The 13885-nt window shown below is 62.9% G+C and carries 15 protein-coding genes; 7 read left to right on the forward strand and 8 right to left on the reverse strand.

The genetic code is table 11. The annotated features are described in order from the left end of the window. Positions 1-4 precede the first annotated feature (4 nt). Together ACO056_RS02830 and ACO056_RS02835 are read left to right on the forward strand one after the other, a co-directional pair. Positions 5-574: a gamma carbonic anhydrase family protein gene (locus ACO056_RS02830; protein ID WP_421851514.1), complete on the forward strand. Its 570-nt coding sequence runs from the start codon at positions 5-7 to the stop codon at positions 572-574. Continuing rightward, complete coding sequence (locus tag ACO056_RS02835) at positions 555-842, forward strand: DUF167 domain-containing protein (RefSeq protein WP_421851517.1); 288 nt, start codon at positions 555-557, stop codon at positions 840-842. The genes ACO056_RS02830 and ACO056_RS02835 overlap by 20 nt, the downstream gene beginning before the upstream one ends. On the opposite strand, the gene ACO056_RS02840 is transcribed toward ACO056_RS02835, so the two are convergent. From ACO056_RS02840 to ACO056_RS02865, 6 genes are all read right to left on the reverse strand, one after another. Further along, positions 820-1458 carry a YoaK family protein gene (locus tag ACO056_RS02840; RefSeq protein ID WP_421851520.1) on the reverse strand — a complete coding sequence of 213 codons (639 nt, stop codon included), beginning with the start codon at positions 1456-1458 and terminating at the stop codon, positions 820-822. The two genes, ACO056_RS02835 and ACO056_RS02840, sit on opposite strands and share 23 nt — an antisense overlap. A 35-nt stretch (positions 1459-1493) precedes the next feature. Further along, positions 1494-1895, reverse strand: coding sequence for a group II truncated hemoglobin (locus tag ACO056_RS02845; RefSeq protein WP_421851523.1), 402 nt, complete (start codon positions 1893-1895; stop codon positions 1494-1496). Between the two features lie 74 nt (positions 1896-1969). Continuing rightward, a complete protein-coding gene (locus ACO056_RS02850; protein ID WP_421851526.1) occupies positions 1970-3565 on the reverse strand; it encodes a cisplatin damage response ATP-dependent DNA ligase in 1596 nt (531 codons plus the stop codon). Between the two features lie 34 nt (positions 3566-3599). Beyond that, positions 3600-4604, reverse strand: coding sequence for a ligase-associated DNA damage response exonuclease (locus tag ACO056_RS02855; RefSeq protein ID WP_421851529.1), 1005 nt, complete (start codon positions 4602-4604; stop codon positions 3600-3602). A 93-nt stretch (positions 4605-4697) separates the two neighbouring features. Continuing rightward, positions 4698-7073 (reverse strand): ATP-dependent Clp protease ATP-binding subunit ClpA, encoded by a 2376-nt coding sequence (gene clpA, locus ACO056_RS02860; protein WP_421851532.1) that lies wholly within the window; start codon positions 7071-7073, stop codon positions 4698-4700. 183 nt (positions 7074-7256) lie between these two features. After that, the gene (locus ACO056_RS02865; RefSeq protein WP_421851535.1) at positions 7257-7475 is read right to left on the reverse strand and encodes a DUF1192 family protein; all 219 of its coding nucleotides are present in this window, start codon (positions 7473-7475) and stop codon (positions 7257-7259) included. A gap of 129 nt (positions 7476-7604) precedes the next feature. Between ACO056_RS02865 and ACO056_RS02870 the strand changes: the two genes are divergently transcribed. Further along, the gene (locus tag ACO056_RS02870; RefSeq protein WP_421851538.1) at positions 7605-8609 is read left to right on the forward strand and encodes an NAD(P)H-quinone oxidoreductase; all 1005 of its coding nucleotides are present in this window, start codon (positions 7605-7607) and stop codon (positions 8607-8609) included. A gap of 174 nt (positions 8610-8783) precedes the next feature. Then, on the forward strand, positions 8784-9464 hold the full coding sequence (locus ACO056_RS02875; RefSeq protein WP_421855267.1) for a DUF1013 domain-containing protein: 681 nt from the start codon (positions 8784-8786) through the stop codon (positions 9462-9464). A 77-nt stretch (positions 9465-9541) separates the two neighbouring features. Here the strand turns inward: ACO056_RS02875 and ACO056_RS02880 are convergent, their stop codons facing one another. Continuing rightward, positions 9542-9898 (reverse strand): bactofilin family protein, encoded by a 357-nt coding sequence (locus ACO056_RS02880; RefSeq protein ID WP_421851541.1) that lies wholly within the window; start codon positions 9896-9898, stop codon positions 9542-9544. 4 nt (positions 9899-9902) lie between these two features. Further along, positions 9903-11048, reverse strand: a complete 1146-nt coding sequence (locus ACO056_RS02885) for a peptidoglycan DD-metalloendopeptidase family protein (RefSeq protein WP_421851544.1) — start codon at positions 11046-11048, stop codon at positions 9903-9905. Between the two features lie 354 nt (positions 11049-11402). Here ACO056_RS02885 and ACO056_RS02890 point away from each other — a divergent pair, with 354 nt between their 5' ends. The 3 genes from ACO056_RS02890 (at position 11403) to rsfS (ending at position 13880) form a co-directional block, all read left to right on the forward strand. After that, positions 11403-12713, forward strand: a complete 1311-nt coding sequence (locus ACO056_RS02890) for a glutamate-5-semialdehyde dehydrogenase (protein WP_421851547.1) — start codon at positions 11403-11405, stop codon at positions 12711-12713. A 5-nt stretch (positions 12714-12718) separates the two neighbouring features. After that, positions 12719-13369: a nicotinate-nucleotide adenylyltransferase gene (locus ACO056_RS02895; RefSeq protein WP_421851550.1), complete on the forward strand. Its 651-nt coding sequence runs from the start codon at positions 12719-12721 to the stop codon at positions 13367-13369. 103 nt (positions 13370-13472) lie between these two features. After that, positions 13473-13880: a ribosome silencing factor gene (gene rsfS, locus ACO056_RS02900; protein ID WP_421855270.1), complete on the forward strand. Its 408-nt coding sequence runs from the start codon at positions 13473-13475 to the stop codon at positions 13878-13880. The last annotated feature ends 5 nt before the right edge of the window (positions 13881-13885 follow it).

Here is a 13885-nt window from a genome sequence, read left to right on the forward strand (position 1 = left end):
CGCCATGCATCAGGACGTCACCATTGCGGCCATTCACGGCAAGGCGCCGCGCATACACCCGAGCGCGTTCATCGCGCCGGGCTGCAGGATTATCGGTGATGTCGAGATCGGGCCGGAGGCCTCTGTCTGGTACAATTGCGTGATTCGCGGTGATGTGAACCGGATCGTGATTGGCGCGCGCAGCAATATTCAGGACGGGACCGTGATCCACTGCGACAGCCCCGATCCGCGTCATCCTGAAGGTTTTCCGACTCTGATCGGCGAGGATGTCCTCGTCGGGCACATGGTCATGCTGCACGGCTGCACGCTTGAGGACCGCGCCTTCGTCGGGCTTGGTGCCGTCGTAATGAACGGCGCGGTAATCGAGGGCGATGGGATGCTCGCGGCCGGCGCACTGCTCACACCGGGCAAACGCGTCGCTTCGCGCCAGCTATGGGGCGGTCGCCCGGCGGCCCTTATGCGCGATCTGACCGACATCGCGATCCGTGAGATGCAGCTCGGTGTTGCGCACTATGTGGGCAATGCGCGCGCCCATCGCGAGGCGTTGGCAAGCCATGGCACGTCCAAGGACTGATTTTCCCGCCGCCGAGGCGCTGAGGTCCCTCGTCGACGGCGAAGGCAGGCTTTCTGTGCGTGTGACGCCCGGCGCCCGAAGCGAAGGGGTCGAGATCATGTCCGGCCGAGTCCTGGCGAAGGTGAGGGCAAAGCCCGAGGACGGCAAGGCAACCGCCGCTGTCGTCGATCTGCTGGCACAAGCCCTGGCCATTCCGCCTTCGCATATTGCCTTGTTGCGCGGCGCAACTTCGCGGGAAAAACTGTTCAGGATTCCGCCGGCAGCCTGATCGCGACCAAGGCCATCATTCCTGCCCATGCTGCCGCGATCCACAGGCAGCCGTAGGGCAATTGGCTTTGGAAGAACGCGCCGAGCACTGCGCCAATCAACAAACCGGCCCATAGAAGACCCCATTGTATCCATCCTGGCTCGGCCTTGCCAGCAAGCCAGAGCGCCAATCCTTGTCCGAGACGAACGAGAGCGCCTGTCATGTAAGTCAGGCCTACCGTCACTTCGCCGCCGCGTTGGAAAGTGTTGTTGGTTGCCCCCATGGCAAGCACGAGTGAGGCTAACATGACGGTCTCATGGCCCGCCCAGCGCGCCGTCGCACCGATCAACAAGAGCGTCGCTACCATGCCGAGAATCATGGGCTTCCGTCGCCCGCCAGTTCGTAGCGCGATCAATGCGCCGAGTGTCACGCCGCAGACAAATCCGGCAATCAGCAAAGCCGGTACGAGCGCAACGCTTGACCCACTGCTGAGCGCAACGCCCAGCCGGGTCGAATTGCCGGACATGAACGATACGAAATAGCCATTGGCCGACAGGAAGCCGACAGCATCGACGAACCCGGCAAGGCCGGAGAGAGCGATCGCCAGCCTGCGTCGATCCTGATCATAACTCAGCATGGCGGCACACTAGCCGTTTGCCCGATCTCCGCCAATCAAGCCTTCGCCATGCCCCTGGCCATTCGGTCCAGCACATCTGCGAGCGCTTCGGCGATGGCGGTGTCGCCGGGCGCAACGTCGGCAATCGCACGGCGCATTGCATCTGCCCATTGTCCGGCGGTTTCCCTGTTGATGCCGAAGGGCGCGTGCATGCTCACCATGCATTTGCCCGGATTGGCTTCCCACCAGGTCCGCGGCCCCCCGCTCCAGCCGGCAAGGAACAGCGGGAGCGATTCGCGCATGGCCGTCAGATCCGGAGCGTGCATTGCGCGCAGCGACGCAAATGCCTGCTCGGATTCCATAAGTTCGTAGAAACGCTCGGTGATCTGGCGCAAAACGGCCAGACCTCCGATCCGTTCATAAGGGCTGGCAACGGACGTTTCGGTTGTTGTGGCCAAGAATGCTCACTCCAGCATGATAATGCGGCAAGCCAACGCCTGCCAGTTTGCGAAGCGAGCCGCCTTGACCGAGATCAAGTTACCAGTGCGCGCAGGGCTTCAAGCCGATCCGCTTCATGGGCGGGTTTGTCGTGTCGGATTCGGTGGATGCGCGGAAAGCGCATCGCCAGCCCGGACTTGTGCCGCTTGCTGAAGTGGACCGAGTCAAATGCCACTTCGAATACGAGGCTGCGATCGGTTTCGCGGACTGGTCCATACTTTGCGACCGTATGCTGGCGGACATGTCGATCGAGAAAGCGGAGCTCCTCGTCTGTAAATCCGAAGTAAGCCTTGCCGACCGGAAGCAGCTCCGCCCCCGCATCCGGATCACCATTCCAGCAGCCGAACGTGAAATCGGAATAGAACGAGGAGCGTTTGCCCGAGCCGCGCTGTGCGTACATCAGGACGCAATCGATCAGCAGGGGCTCGCGTTTCCACTTGTACCACAGGCCGGTCCGGCGCCCTGCGACATAGGGTGATTGGCGGTGCTTGAGCATGACGCCCTCGATCGCCGCATCTCGGGCGCCAGCGCGTATTTCGGCGAGCGCCTCCATGTCCTCGGCGTGAATCGTCTGAGACAAGTCGAAGCGCGCCGGATCAAGGCGCGGCATGAGTGCCTCCAGCCTTGCACGCCGCTGTGTCCACGGCTGCTCGCGCAGGTCTTCTCCGTCCACGATCAGAAGATCATAGACCCGCACAAAGGCCGGCGCGTCGGCCAGAAGGGCCTTTGATACGGCCTTGCGCCCGAGCCGCTGTTGCAGCGCGTTGAAGCTGGCTGCGCCTCCCGCCTCTCCACCTTGCGCCGTGCCCCGGACGAGCAATTCGCCATCGAGTACGGCCGGAATGTGCAACGCGCCTGCGATTTCGGGAAAGCTTGCTGAAATCTCGTCGCCGCCTCGCGAATAGACTCGGGTTTCGCCCCCGACGTGGACAAGCTGAACCCGGATGCCGTCCCATTTCCATTCGGCCACATAGTCCGCGAGGCTGATGTTCTCGTTTTCCAGCGGATGGGCGAGCATGAACGGGCGGAATAGCGGCAACAGATCCGTGCGCGGCGCCGGTGCCGTCCCCGCCGCCCATGCGAACAAGTCTGAATAGGGCGGCTGCTGGCCGTGCCAGTACTCTTCAACCGCGTCGACCTGCACCGCAAACGCCTGCGCAAAGGCCACTTTGGCAAGCCGTGCCGATATGCCGATGCGAAGTGCTCCGGTCGCAAACTTGATCAGGGCATAGCGCCCGGGGGTGTCCAGCCGGTCCAGCAGCCCCGCTAGTAAAGGCGGAGCATTTGCGCGGGTGGCGTTCGACAGAATTGTCACCACCTCGCCAAGTGTGGGCGGAGGTTGCGGTGGAGCAGGCTCCGGCTCCGGCCACAGCAGGCTGGCCGTTTCGGCAGTATCGCCAACAAAGTCGCGCGAGAGTGACCACAAGACAGGATCAACGCGACCCGCCATCAGGCCACGAACCGTTCCAGCCTTGATCGCGGGAAAATCGACCGCGTTTGTCAGCGCCGCAAGTGCCCATCCGCGATCTGGATCAGGCGTCTCGCGAAGGTAGTCCGCGATCAATTCAAGTTTCCCGTTGCGCGAGGGCGTCAGCAGCAGGCTGTCGAGGAGGGCGGCAAAGCGCTGCATCGATCAGCCCCTGCCTTTTGCGGATGCCTGCGACCTAGTCATCTTCGTCCTCGTACCCGGTCAATGCGAGGGCACGAGCCCTGCGTTGGTGCAGTTCGCACCACCGGAGGAGCGCATCCTCGCGCCCATGGGTAATCCAGGTCTCTCCGGGATTTACTTCAGCTATGGTCGCCGTGAGTTCGGCCCAGTCGGCGTGATCCGAGATCACGAGCGGCAGTTCCACACCCCGCTGGCGCACGCGCTGACGCACGCGCATCCATCCGCTCGCCATGGCGGTCAGCGGATCAGGCAATCGGCGGCTCCAGCGGTCATTGAGCGCTGAAGGTGGGCAGATAACGATGGCACCAGCCAGCGCAGCTTTCGGTACGCCGGCAACGGATCGCAAATCTCCGAGTGGAACTCCAAGCGACTCATAGAGCCGGCACATCGCTTCCATGGCGCCGTGGAGATAGATCGGCTCGCGCCAGCCGGCTGCCCGCAGTTCGGCGATGATCCGCTGTGCCTTTCCGAGTGCATAAGCGCCCACAAGCACGCAGCGGCCCGGATTTTCGCGCCGCGCATCGAGCAGTTTGGCGATCTCGTCGGCGATTGGAGGATGTTGGAACACCGGCAGGCCAAACGTGGCCTCGGTGATGAAGAGGTCGCACGGGGTGGCGGCGAATGGCATGCAGGTCGGATCGGGACTGCGTTTGTAGTCCCCAGTCACGATAACGCGCTCGCCTGCATGCTCAAGCAGGATTTGTGCCGAGCCCAGCACGTGGCCGGCTGGCAGGAAAGTTGCGGTGACACTTCCGCCAATTCGGATCGGCTCATGATACACGGCCGGCACCGCACCATCCGTTACGCCGTAGCGAATGGCCATGATGGCCAGGGTCTCCGCCGTCGCAGTGGTTCGGCCATGCCCGCCACGGGCATGATCAGCATGCCCGTGGGTGATCAGGGCCCGTTCGACAGGGCGTGAAGGATCGATCCAGGCATCTGCCGGTACGATGCGGATTCCCATCGGGTCCGCTTTGATCCACGTGAAACAACCAGACACGCTGTCACGAATGCCGGGATTGCCTTCAGGTTGCCAGAGACAAAAAGGGCGGAGACCCGAAGGCTCCGCCCTTTTCGTTACCCATTGCTGCTCTCAGGCTTCATCTGCGTTCGGCTCCTCAGCCGTGGCCGAACCGCCCTTGCCCTTGCGGGCCTTCTTCTTGACCAGCTTCGGCGCCGCCGGGGTCAGCTCGAAAGAAAGCGCAGTCTGCTTGCCTTCCTCTTCCTTGAGGCTGACGTGCACCTCGCCGCCATTGGCGAGCTTGCCGAACAGAAGCTCCTCGGCCAGCGGCTTCTTGACCTTCTCCTGGATGACGCGGCCCATCGGACGCGCACCATAAAGCCGGTCATACCCCTGCTTTGCGAGCCAGGCTCGCGCATCGCTATCGAACTGGATGTGCACGTTCTGCTCCGCCAGCTGCAGTTCGAGCTGGAGGATGAACTTGTCGACCACCCGGCTGACGACTTCCGGCGGCAGGTAGGCGAACGGCACGATCGCATCGAGCCGGTTGCGGAATTCGGGGGTGAACATCTTCTTCACCGCCTCATCGCCCGCATCCGCCTTGGATACATCGCCGAAGCCGATACCCTGCCGCGCCATGTCGCTGGCGCCGGCGTTGGTCGTCATGATCAGCACGACGTTGCGGAAATCGACCGTCTTGCCGTGATGATCGGTAAGCCGGCCGTTATCCATGACCTGCAGGAGGATGTTGAACAGGTCCGGGTGCGCTTTCTCGATCTCGTCGAGCAGCAGGACGCAATGCGGCTGCTGGTCAATCGCATCGGTAAGCAGGCCGCCCTGATCAAAGCCGACGTAGCCCGGAGGCGCACCGATCAGGCGGCTGATCGAATGGCGCTCCATGTATTCCGACATGTCGAAGCGCTGCAGCGGGATGCCCATGATCTGGGCAAGGCTGCGCGCCACTTCGGTCTTGCCGACACCAGTGGGGCCCGAGAACAGGAACGAGCCGATCGGCTTGTCGGGATCGCGCAGGCCCGCGCGGCTGAGCTTCATCGCCGAAGACAGTACCTCGATTGCCTTGTCCTGGCCGAACACCAGCCGCTTGAGGTCGCGGTCGAGATGCTCGAGCACCTTCTTGTCGTCGCTCGAGACAGACTTGGGCGGAATGCGCGCCATGGTCGCGATGACCTGTTCGATCTCGCGCGCAGTGATCACCTTCTTTCGCTTGGAGGGTGGTACCAGCATCTGCATCGCGCCGACCTCGTCGATCACGTCGATCGCCTTGTCGGGCAGCTTGCGGTCGTTGATGTAGCGCGCAGAGAGTTCCACTGCGGTCTTGATCGCATCAGGCGTGTAGCGAACCTTGTGGTGTTCCTCGAACGCCGTGCGCAGGCCCTTGAGGATCTTGATCGTATCCTCGATGGTGGGCTCGTTCACGTCGATCTTCTGGAACCGCCGCAGCAAGGCGCGATCCTTCTCGAAGTGGTTGCGGAACTCCTTGTAGGTGGTCGAACCGATGCAGCGGATCGTGCCGCCCGAAAGCGCAGGCTTAAGGAGGTTGGACGCATCCATGGCTCCGCCACTGGTGGCGCCGGCACCGATCACCGTATGGATCTCGTCGATAAACAGGATCGCGTGCGGCATCTTCTCAAGCTCCGAGACGACCTGCTTGAGGCGCTCCTCGAAATCGCCGCGATAGCGGGTACCTGCCAGCAGTGCGCCCATGTCGAGCGAATAGATCACAGCTTCGCTGAGCACCTCAGGCACTTCGCCTTCGACGATCTTGCGCGCGAGGCCTTCCGCGATTGCGGTCTTGCCCACGCCGGGATCGCCGACATAGAGCGGATTGTTCTTCGAGCGGCGGCAGAGAATCTGGATCGTGCGGTCTACTTCGGGGCCGCGGCCGATCAGCGGATCGACCTTCCCGTTCAGCGCCTTCTCATTGAGATTGACGGTGAACTGATCGAGCGCCGAATCCTTCTTCGCGCCGCCCTTGGCGTCGGCCTTTTCTTCCTGCTGCGGCTGGGCCTCCTCGCTGCCCTTGGGGCTGCGGCTTTCGACCTGGCGACCGCCCTTTCCGATCCCGTGGCTGATGAAGCTCACGGCGTCGAGCCGGCTCATGTCCTGCTGTTGCAGGAAGTAGACCGCATAGGAATCGCGTTCGGAAAACAATGCGACGAGCACATTGGCCCCGGTGACCGTGTCCTTGCCAGAAGACTGGACATGGAGGATGGCGCGCTGGATCACGCGCTGGAAGCCCGCAGTCGGCTGCGGGTCCGCCTTGTCCTGAGTCTTGAGCGATTGATACTCCTGGTCGAGGTACTGGCGTACGACCTCGCCAAGGTCTCCCAGATCGACACCGCAGGCCTGCATGACCTGCGCCGCATCGGGGTCGTCAATCAGTGCGAGCAGGAGGTGCTCCAGAGTCGCATACTCGTGGCTGCGCTCCGATGCATTGCTGAGCGCAGAATGCAGCGTTTTTTCAAGGCTTTGCGCGAAACTGGGCATGGCACTACTTTCTCGTCGGCCGTGGGATGACCGATCTCGGCTGGTTCCCTTGCGGGAGATGAACATGCTTGCGCTTAACCGGGGCTAAACCGACGCTGCGCAAAAGTGACATCTGGTCGGGTTCGGTGCCCGCCACAGTGACAATATGGGTACGCCGCCCGCTAACGTGAAGGGCGGCGCAGATCATGATCCACTGCCCTGTGGTGAGGGCGTACCAAACAGCGCTTCTGCCGCCCGCTTATGCGCGGCCGCCTTGCCACGATGCGCGATCACGCGGGCGATCTCAGCCTCAAGCAAGGCGATCCGGTCGTCCAGTTCGTGATGCGAATAACTGTCGAGCGGCTCCAGCGCCAGCTGGGTGGCCAGATCGCCTTTGGGGCGCGGGCGCTCATCAAGTTCCATCGCCGTACACTTTGTGGCCGCTTGAGCCTTGCTGTCAACCGGCTCCATAGGTACTTGGCGCTGCAAGCTGTTTACCAATTAGCGGTGCAAACACATACCAAGCAGCCGCATCGGATCAGGGGGCAAGGCATGCAGCCGGTACCAGCGACGATGATCGCCGTGGGATTTGATTCGCCGGGCGCGCCAGAAGTGCTGCGACCGGAAACTCTGCCAGTTCCTATACCGGGGCCCGGCCAGGTCCTGGTTCGCGTCGCTTATGCCGGAGTCAACCGGCCGGATGTGATCCAGAGGCAGGGCTTTTATCCGCCTCCGCCAGGCGCTTCGCCGATCCCCGGCCTTGAAATTTCCGGTCAGGTCGTGGCGACCGGGGCCGACGTCACGGCACCCTTTGCCGGCCAGATGGTGTGCGCCTTGGTGGCAGGTGGCGGATATGCCGAATACTGCCTGGCCGAGGCGGCCTTGTGCCTGCCCGTGCCGGAAGGACTCCCCCTCGATCAGGCGGCGGCATTGCCCGAAACGCTGTTTACTGTCTGGCACAATGTCTTTGAACGCGGCTGGGCGAGCGAAGGTGAGCGCGTGCTGGTGCATGGCGGCACCAGCGGGATTGGCACCATGGCCATCCTGCTCGGCAAGCTGTTTGGCCTTGAGGTCATCGTGACATGCGGCGGGCCTGACAAATGTGCGGCTGCGCTGGCGCTGGGAGCGGCCCATGCGATTGACTACAAGGCCAGCGATTTCGTCGAGGAGGTCGCGCGAATCACTGGCGGTAACGGTGTGCATCTCGTGCTCGACATGGTCGCCGGTGACTATGTGGCGCGAAATCTGCAATGCCTCGCCGATGATGGCCGGCATGTGACCATCGCGGTGCAGGGTGGAGTGCGGGCCGAGCTTAACATGGCTGAGGTAATGCGCCGGAGGCTGACGCTCACCGGCTCGACGCTGCGACCACGCTCAAATGAATTCAAGGGCTTGCTGGCTGACGAGATTCACAAGACCGTTTGGCCGCTGGTGGCGGAAGGATTGCTTCGCCCTGTCATGGATATGGCATTCCCGCTTCGCGAGGCAGCGGCTGCGCACACGAGAATGGAAGCCGGTGCCCATATCGGGAAGATTGTGCTCGCCGCAGATCAATAGGCTGCAAGGCGGTCCTGGCTTTCGAATCGTCTGGCGAATCGTCGGGAATGGGCTTGCCGTAAGCAGCCTCGTGGCCTACATCGCGGGCACGACGGCCGCTCCGCAAGGGGCGGCCCTTATTGTTTCCGCTGTCCGGAGGGGCTCCCCTTGAGCAACCAGTCAACCTTTCCGCTGATGCCTCATGCCACGGCATCGTGGCTTGTCGACAACACCGCGCTGACGTTCGAGCAGATTGCCGAGTTCTGTGGCCTGCATATCCTCGAAGTGCAGGCGATGGCCGACGATCTGGCGGGTGCCAAGTATACCGGCCGCGATCCGGTCCACTCTGGTGAGCTGACCCAGAGCGAGATCGAACGCGGACAGGCCACTCCCGAATATCGGTTGCGGATGCAGAAGGCGCCGATCTCGGTAAGCCGCACCAAGGGCCCACGGTACACGCCGGTATCCAAGCGGCAGGACAAGCCGGACGGCATCGCATGGATCCTTCGCAATCATCCGGAAATCTCGGATGCGCAGATCGGCAAGCTGATCGGCACCACGCGCAACACGATTGCCGCGATTCGGGATCGCAGCCACTGGAACATTTCCAATATCAACCCGAAGGACCCGGTTACGCTGGGCCTGTGTTCGCAGCGCGAACTTGATGCGCTGGTCGCCAAGGCTGCGAAGCGGGCCGGGATCGAGGAAGACGATACGGCCAGTAACTTGCGCCTCGGTAATGACCGTGAGGCCCTGATCGAGGAACTTCGCGCCGAACGCGAAGCTCATGCCAAGGCGGCGTCGCAGGCAGCGCAGGAAGCCGAAGCGGCTGCATGGCTGGAAGCCCGCCGCGCCGAAGGTCTTTCCGACAGCTGATCGCCCTTCGCGAATCGCTCTGACGTTAAGGGCTCGGAAGCAGCAGAACCCCTCCCTCGCGGGAGGGGTTTTTCTTTTCAGCTGGCGAGATTCAGCGCGGTGTCGTTGTCGACGGTCTCAAGTCCGTGGCTTAGTCGGCCGTCGATATGGGCGCCTTGCTCGATGGTCAGCACCTCATATTTCACGTCGCCGTGAATCCGGGCGGACTTGAGTACGACGAGCTGGCCCACTTCGATACCGCCGCGAACCGTCCCGGCAAGACGTGCAGTCTGTGCGCGAATCGCGCCATGGATCGCACTCGCTTCGCCCTGCACGAGGCCCGAGCACGTGATGTCACCTTCGACATGTCCGTCGATGTGCAGTTCTGCACTGGCCGTGATGTCACCCTTGACGGCAAGGTCGGCTCCGAGCACCGAGAAAGTGGGCGCGGCCATGGCGCTACCCTGCCCGGCCGCCCGGGAGGCCGTGTCCGTTCCCGGTACTGGCTTTTTGGAAAACATGCGGCATCGCCTCCAGAAACGGTCGCGGATCTACCGGACGGTCGGCAATCCGAACTTCAAAATGCAGATGGGGTCCAGTCGAGCGACCAGTGCTGCCGATCGCGCCGATCACCCGGCCGGGGCCAACGGCCTCTCCCACGTGGGCGGCAATTCGCGACATGTGGGCGTAGCGCGTCAGCAAACCGTTGCCGTGACTGATCTCCACGCAGTTGCCGTAACCCTGCTTCACGCCGGTGAAGCTGACCGTACCAGCCGCAGCAGCGAGGATCGGCGCACCGATCGGACCGCGAAAATCAAGTCCGGCATGGAACGCGCCGCCGCCGGTAAAGGGATCGACGCGGTAGCCGAAGCCGCTCGAGATGTAATCCAGACTCGCCGGAAGCGTGTTCGGGATGCGGACAAGGGCCTGCTCCATCGCGCTCATCCGGGCGAGACTGGCACCAAAGCGGGCGAATCGCGGATCCAGCTTGTTTTCTGAGCCGGTGGCCATGGGGATCAGGGGGCCACCCATTGCACCGCGGTCCGCTGCGGCCACAGCGCGCGGGTTCAACCCAAGGCGCCGCATGGCCATCTCCGCGCGTGCCGAACGTGCATCGGCATAGCGGGTCAGTGTTTCGATGAAGGCCAACTGCCGCGCCTCGACCTTGGCCAGTCCGGTTACTTCCGGGAGCTCCATCGAGATCTTGCGAACGGTCTTGCCGGCTTCCTCAGTGCTGTCAGAAACCGTGCCTGATGGTAATGTTCGAGGCAGAGGTCCGATCGCGCCCTGCACGCTTTTCTCGATGAAATCCTGACGCTTTGCCAGATCGCTGGCGACTGAGCCGAGGCCAGAACGATATTTCGCGACGCGGCTCTCCGCAGTAGCGACCGCAGCCTCACGCTCCAGCAGCGAAGCCTGATTATAGGCAGCAATGGCTTGGCTGATAACCATCCACCCCATCATCAGCACCCACAGCAAAACAGCTCCCGCCACCGCTCCCGCCACGCGCATCTGCAGTTGCGCCGAAATGCGGATGAAGCGGACATGCCCGTTCGAGCGCATGAAGAATTCGCGGTCGGGGAACCAGCTGCGAACGCGCTCCACAAGCGCTCGCCAGCGGGATGACGGACGCCCGCCATCCTCTGGCGGTCCCGCTTTGGACCGAGTTGTTACTGGTAAGATAGCGACCCCCGTCCCTATGCGTTGCTGTATCGTCATTCGGGAGCGTGCCGCTTAGTCGCCCCCGGCAATCGGGTCGAATCCACAGCTCACCGAGCAGGATGAGTCGTGCCTCAGCGTCGACGAGCCGTGCCAAACGCATGGTCCTGACCCGAAAGAAGCTGGTGATCGGCCGTTTCGTCAGTCCGGTAAGTGGCAAATGTTAGCGACTCGGCGGGCTGTCGGGCTTGCAAGGCCATTCCGGCTGACAGCCTGCGCCCGGGATGGTAAGGGCGCGCCATGAACGCGCTAGTCTCTACCCATCCCGTAGTCGGTGATCTCCCCAACGCCGGGGACGCAATCGACACTTCGGCCCTTGTCGAAGGGCTTGCCCGTGCTGGCCGCGCAGCGCAGCGCGCGCTTGCAATCTTGCCGTCTGCCAGGCGTGCGGAGGCGCTTCTTCTTGGCGCCAAGGCGCTGCGGCGAGCCGCGCCGGCCATTCTCGAGGCCAATGGGCATGATGTTGTCGATGGCATCGCGGCGGGACTTTCGTCTGCCATGGTCGACCGGCTCCGCCTCGATCCGGCGCGGATCGAGGCAATGGCCTCTGCGGTCGAGCAAGTGGCCTCGCTTGAGGACCCCGTTGGCAAGATCATCGATGAAAGCCATCGCCCCAACGGCATGGTCCTGCGCCGCGTGCGCGTGCCGATTGGCCTGATCGGGATCATCTACGAGAGCCGGCCGAATGTTACGGCTGATGCCGCCGCGCTTTGCGTCCGTTCGGGCAACGCCGCGTTGCTACGGGGAGGTAGCGAAGCAGCGCGCTCCAATCGTGCAATCCATGCGGCCCTGGTCGAAGGCCTGATCGAAGGCGGCGTGCCCGCCGAGGTGGTACAACTGATGCCAACGCAGGACCGGGCAGCAGTAGGCGCAATGCTCGCAGCGGAGGGATTGATCGACATGATCGTGCCGCGCGGCGGCAAGAGCCTTGTGGCGAGGGTCCAGGCCGATGCGCGCGTGCCTGTTCTCGCACATCTCGACGGGATCAATCACGCATACATCGACCGCTCGGCCAATCCCGCGATGGCGAGCGCCATTGCGCTCAATGCCAAGATGCGCCGGACCGGCGTTTGCGGGGCTCTGGAGACGCTGCTTGTCGATGCGCAATTCCCGGATCCGCACGGTCTCGTCGCGCCACTGCTTGAAGCTGGATGCGAACTGCGCGGCGACGCACGGGCCTGCGCAATTGATCCCCGGATCAAGCCGGCTGACGCGGCGGACTGGGAAACGGAATATCTCGATGCCGTGCTCTCGGTTGCGGTCGTGGACGGTCTGGACGCTGCGCTCGCGCACATTGCCCGCCACGCCTCGGGACATACCGACACCATCGTGACCGAAGATGAAGCTGTCGCCACACGGTTTTTGTCGGAAGTCGATAGCGCCATCGTCATTCACAATGCCTCGAGCCAGTTCGCCGATGGCGGGGAGTTCGGATTGGGCGCGGAGATCGGCATTGCCACCGGCCGCCTGCACGCGCGTGGTCCGGTCGCGCTTGAGGGGCTTACCACCTACAAGTGGCTGGTTCTTGGTTCCGGGCAGATCCGCCCCTGAAACCTGTGCTCACTGGCCTGCTTGGCGGCAGTTTCAATCCCGCGCATGGGGCGCATCGGCGGATCAGCCTCTTCGCGCTTGAAGCGCTGGGGTTGGATGAGGTGTGGTGGCTGGTTTCGCCTGGGAACGTGCTCAAGCCAGTTGCCGGAATGGCGCCGATTGAGGCGCGATTTGCGTCGGCCAGGAAGGCTGCGCGAGGAGCTCCGATCCGGGTTACGACCGTCGAGGTAGAACTTCGTACCCGCTACACCGTCGATACGCTTCGGAAGCTGAAGCGCCGCTACCCTCGGCGACGCTTTGTGTGGCTGATGGGAACCGACAACCTTGCGCAGTTTCATCGATGGTGGGGCTGGCGGCGAATCGCACGCGAGATGCCGATTGCCGTTATCGCCCGTCCGGGGTATGATGCTAAAGCTATGGCGAGCCCCGCCATGGCATGGCTGCGCCGCTGGCGTCGGCGGCACAGTCAGGATTTTATCGGCGCAAAGCGGAGCGCCCCGGCGCTGATCATCTTGCGCTTTGACCCCGACGTCCGATCAGCCACGGCGATCCGTGCTGCTGATCCGTACTGGCATCGCCGCGCCGAACATGCGCATCAGCGCGATATGTTGACCCACCGGGCAATTCTGCCTGCACCCGAGGCGAGGGCGCATTGAGCGCCAGTCTGCCTTCTCGTTTTCTGTCAGCGGCATTGAACCAGCTGCCGCTCTTCCAACCGGAGTTATTGAACCGTCAGCCATGGAGACCATCTACACACCCATGACAAGTCTACAGCCCTTGCCGGTCGAAGCCGGTATCACCTCCAGTTCTGCTTCCGGAACTTTGGCCGCTGCGCCTGGTTCCGTTCTGGAACTGGTCTTGCGCTCGCTCGACGATGATCAGGCGCAGGAAATCGTCACGATCCCGCTTGAGGGCAAGAGTTCGGTGGCTGATCACATGGTGATCGCCTCGGGCCGGTCGACCCGGCAAGTTGCTTCCATGGCGCAAAAGCTTGCAGAGCGCATCAAGCAGGGCGGATTCGGCCATGTCCGGATCGAAGGCTTGCCTGCGGCGGACTGGGTGCTGATCGACGCAGGCGATATTGTCGTTCACTTGTTCCGACCGGAAGTGCGCAGTTTCTACAATCTTGAGCGCATGTGGGCGTTCGGAGATCAGGGCGCCGCCTGACGCCC

Source organism: Novosphingobium sp. (genome assembly GCF_965228995.1).
In the GTDB taxonomy this organism is placed as follows: Bacteria; Pseudomonadota; Alphaproteobacteria; order Sphingomonadales; family Sphingomonadaceae; genus Novosphingobium.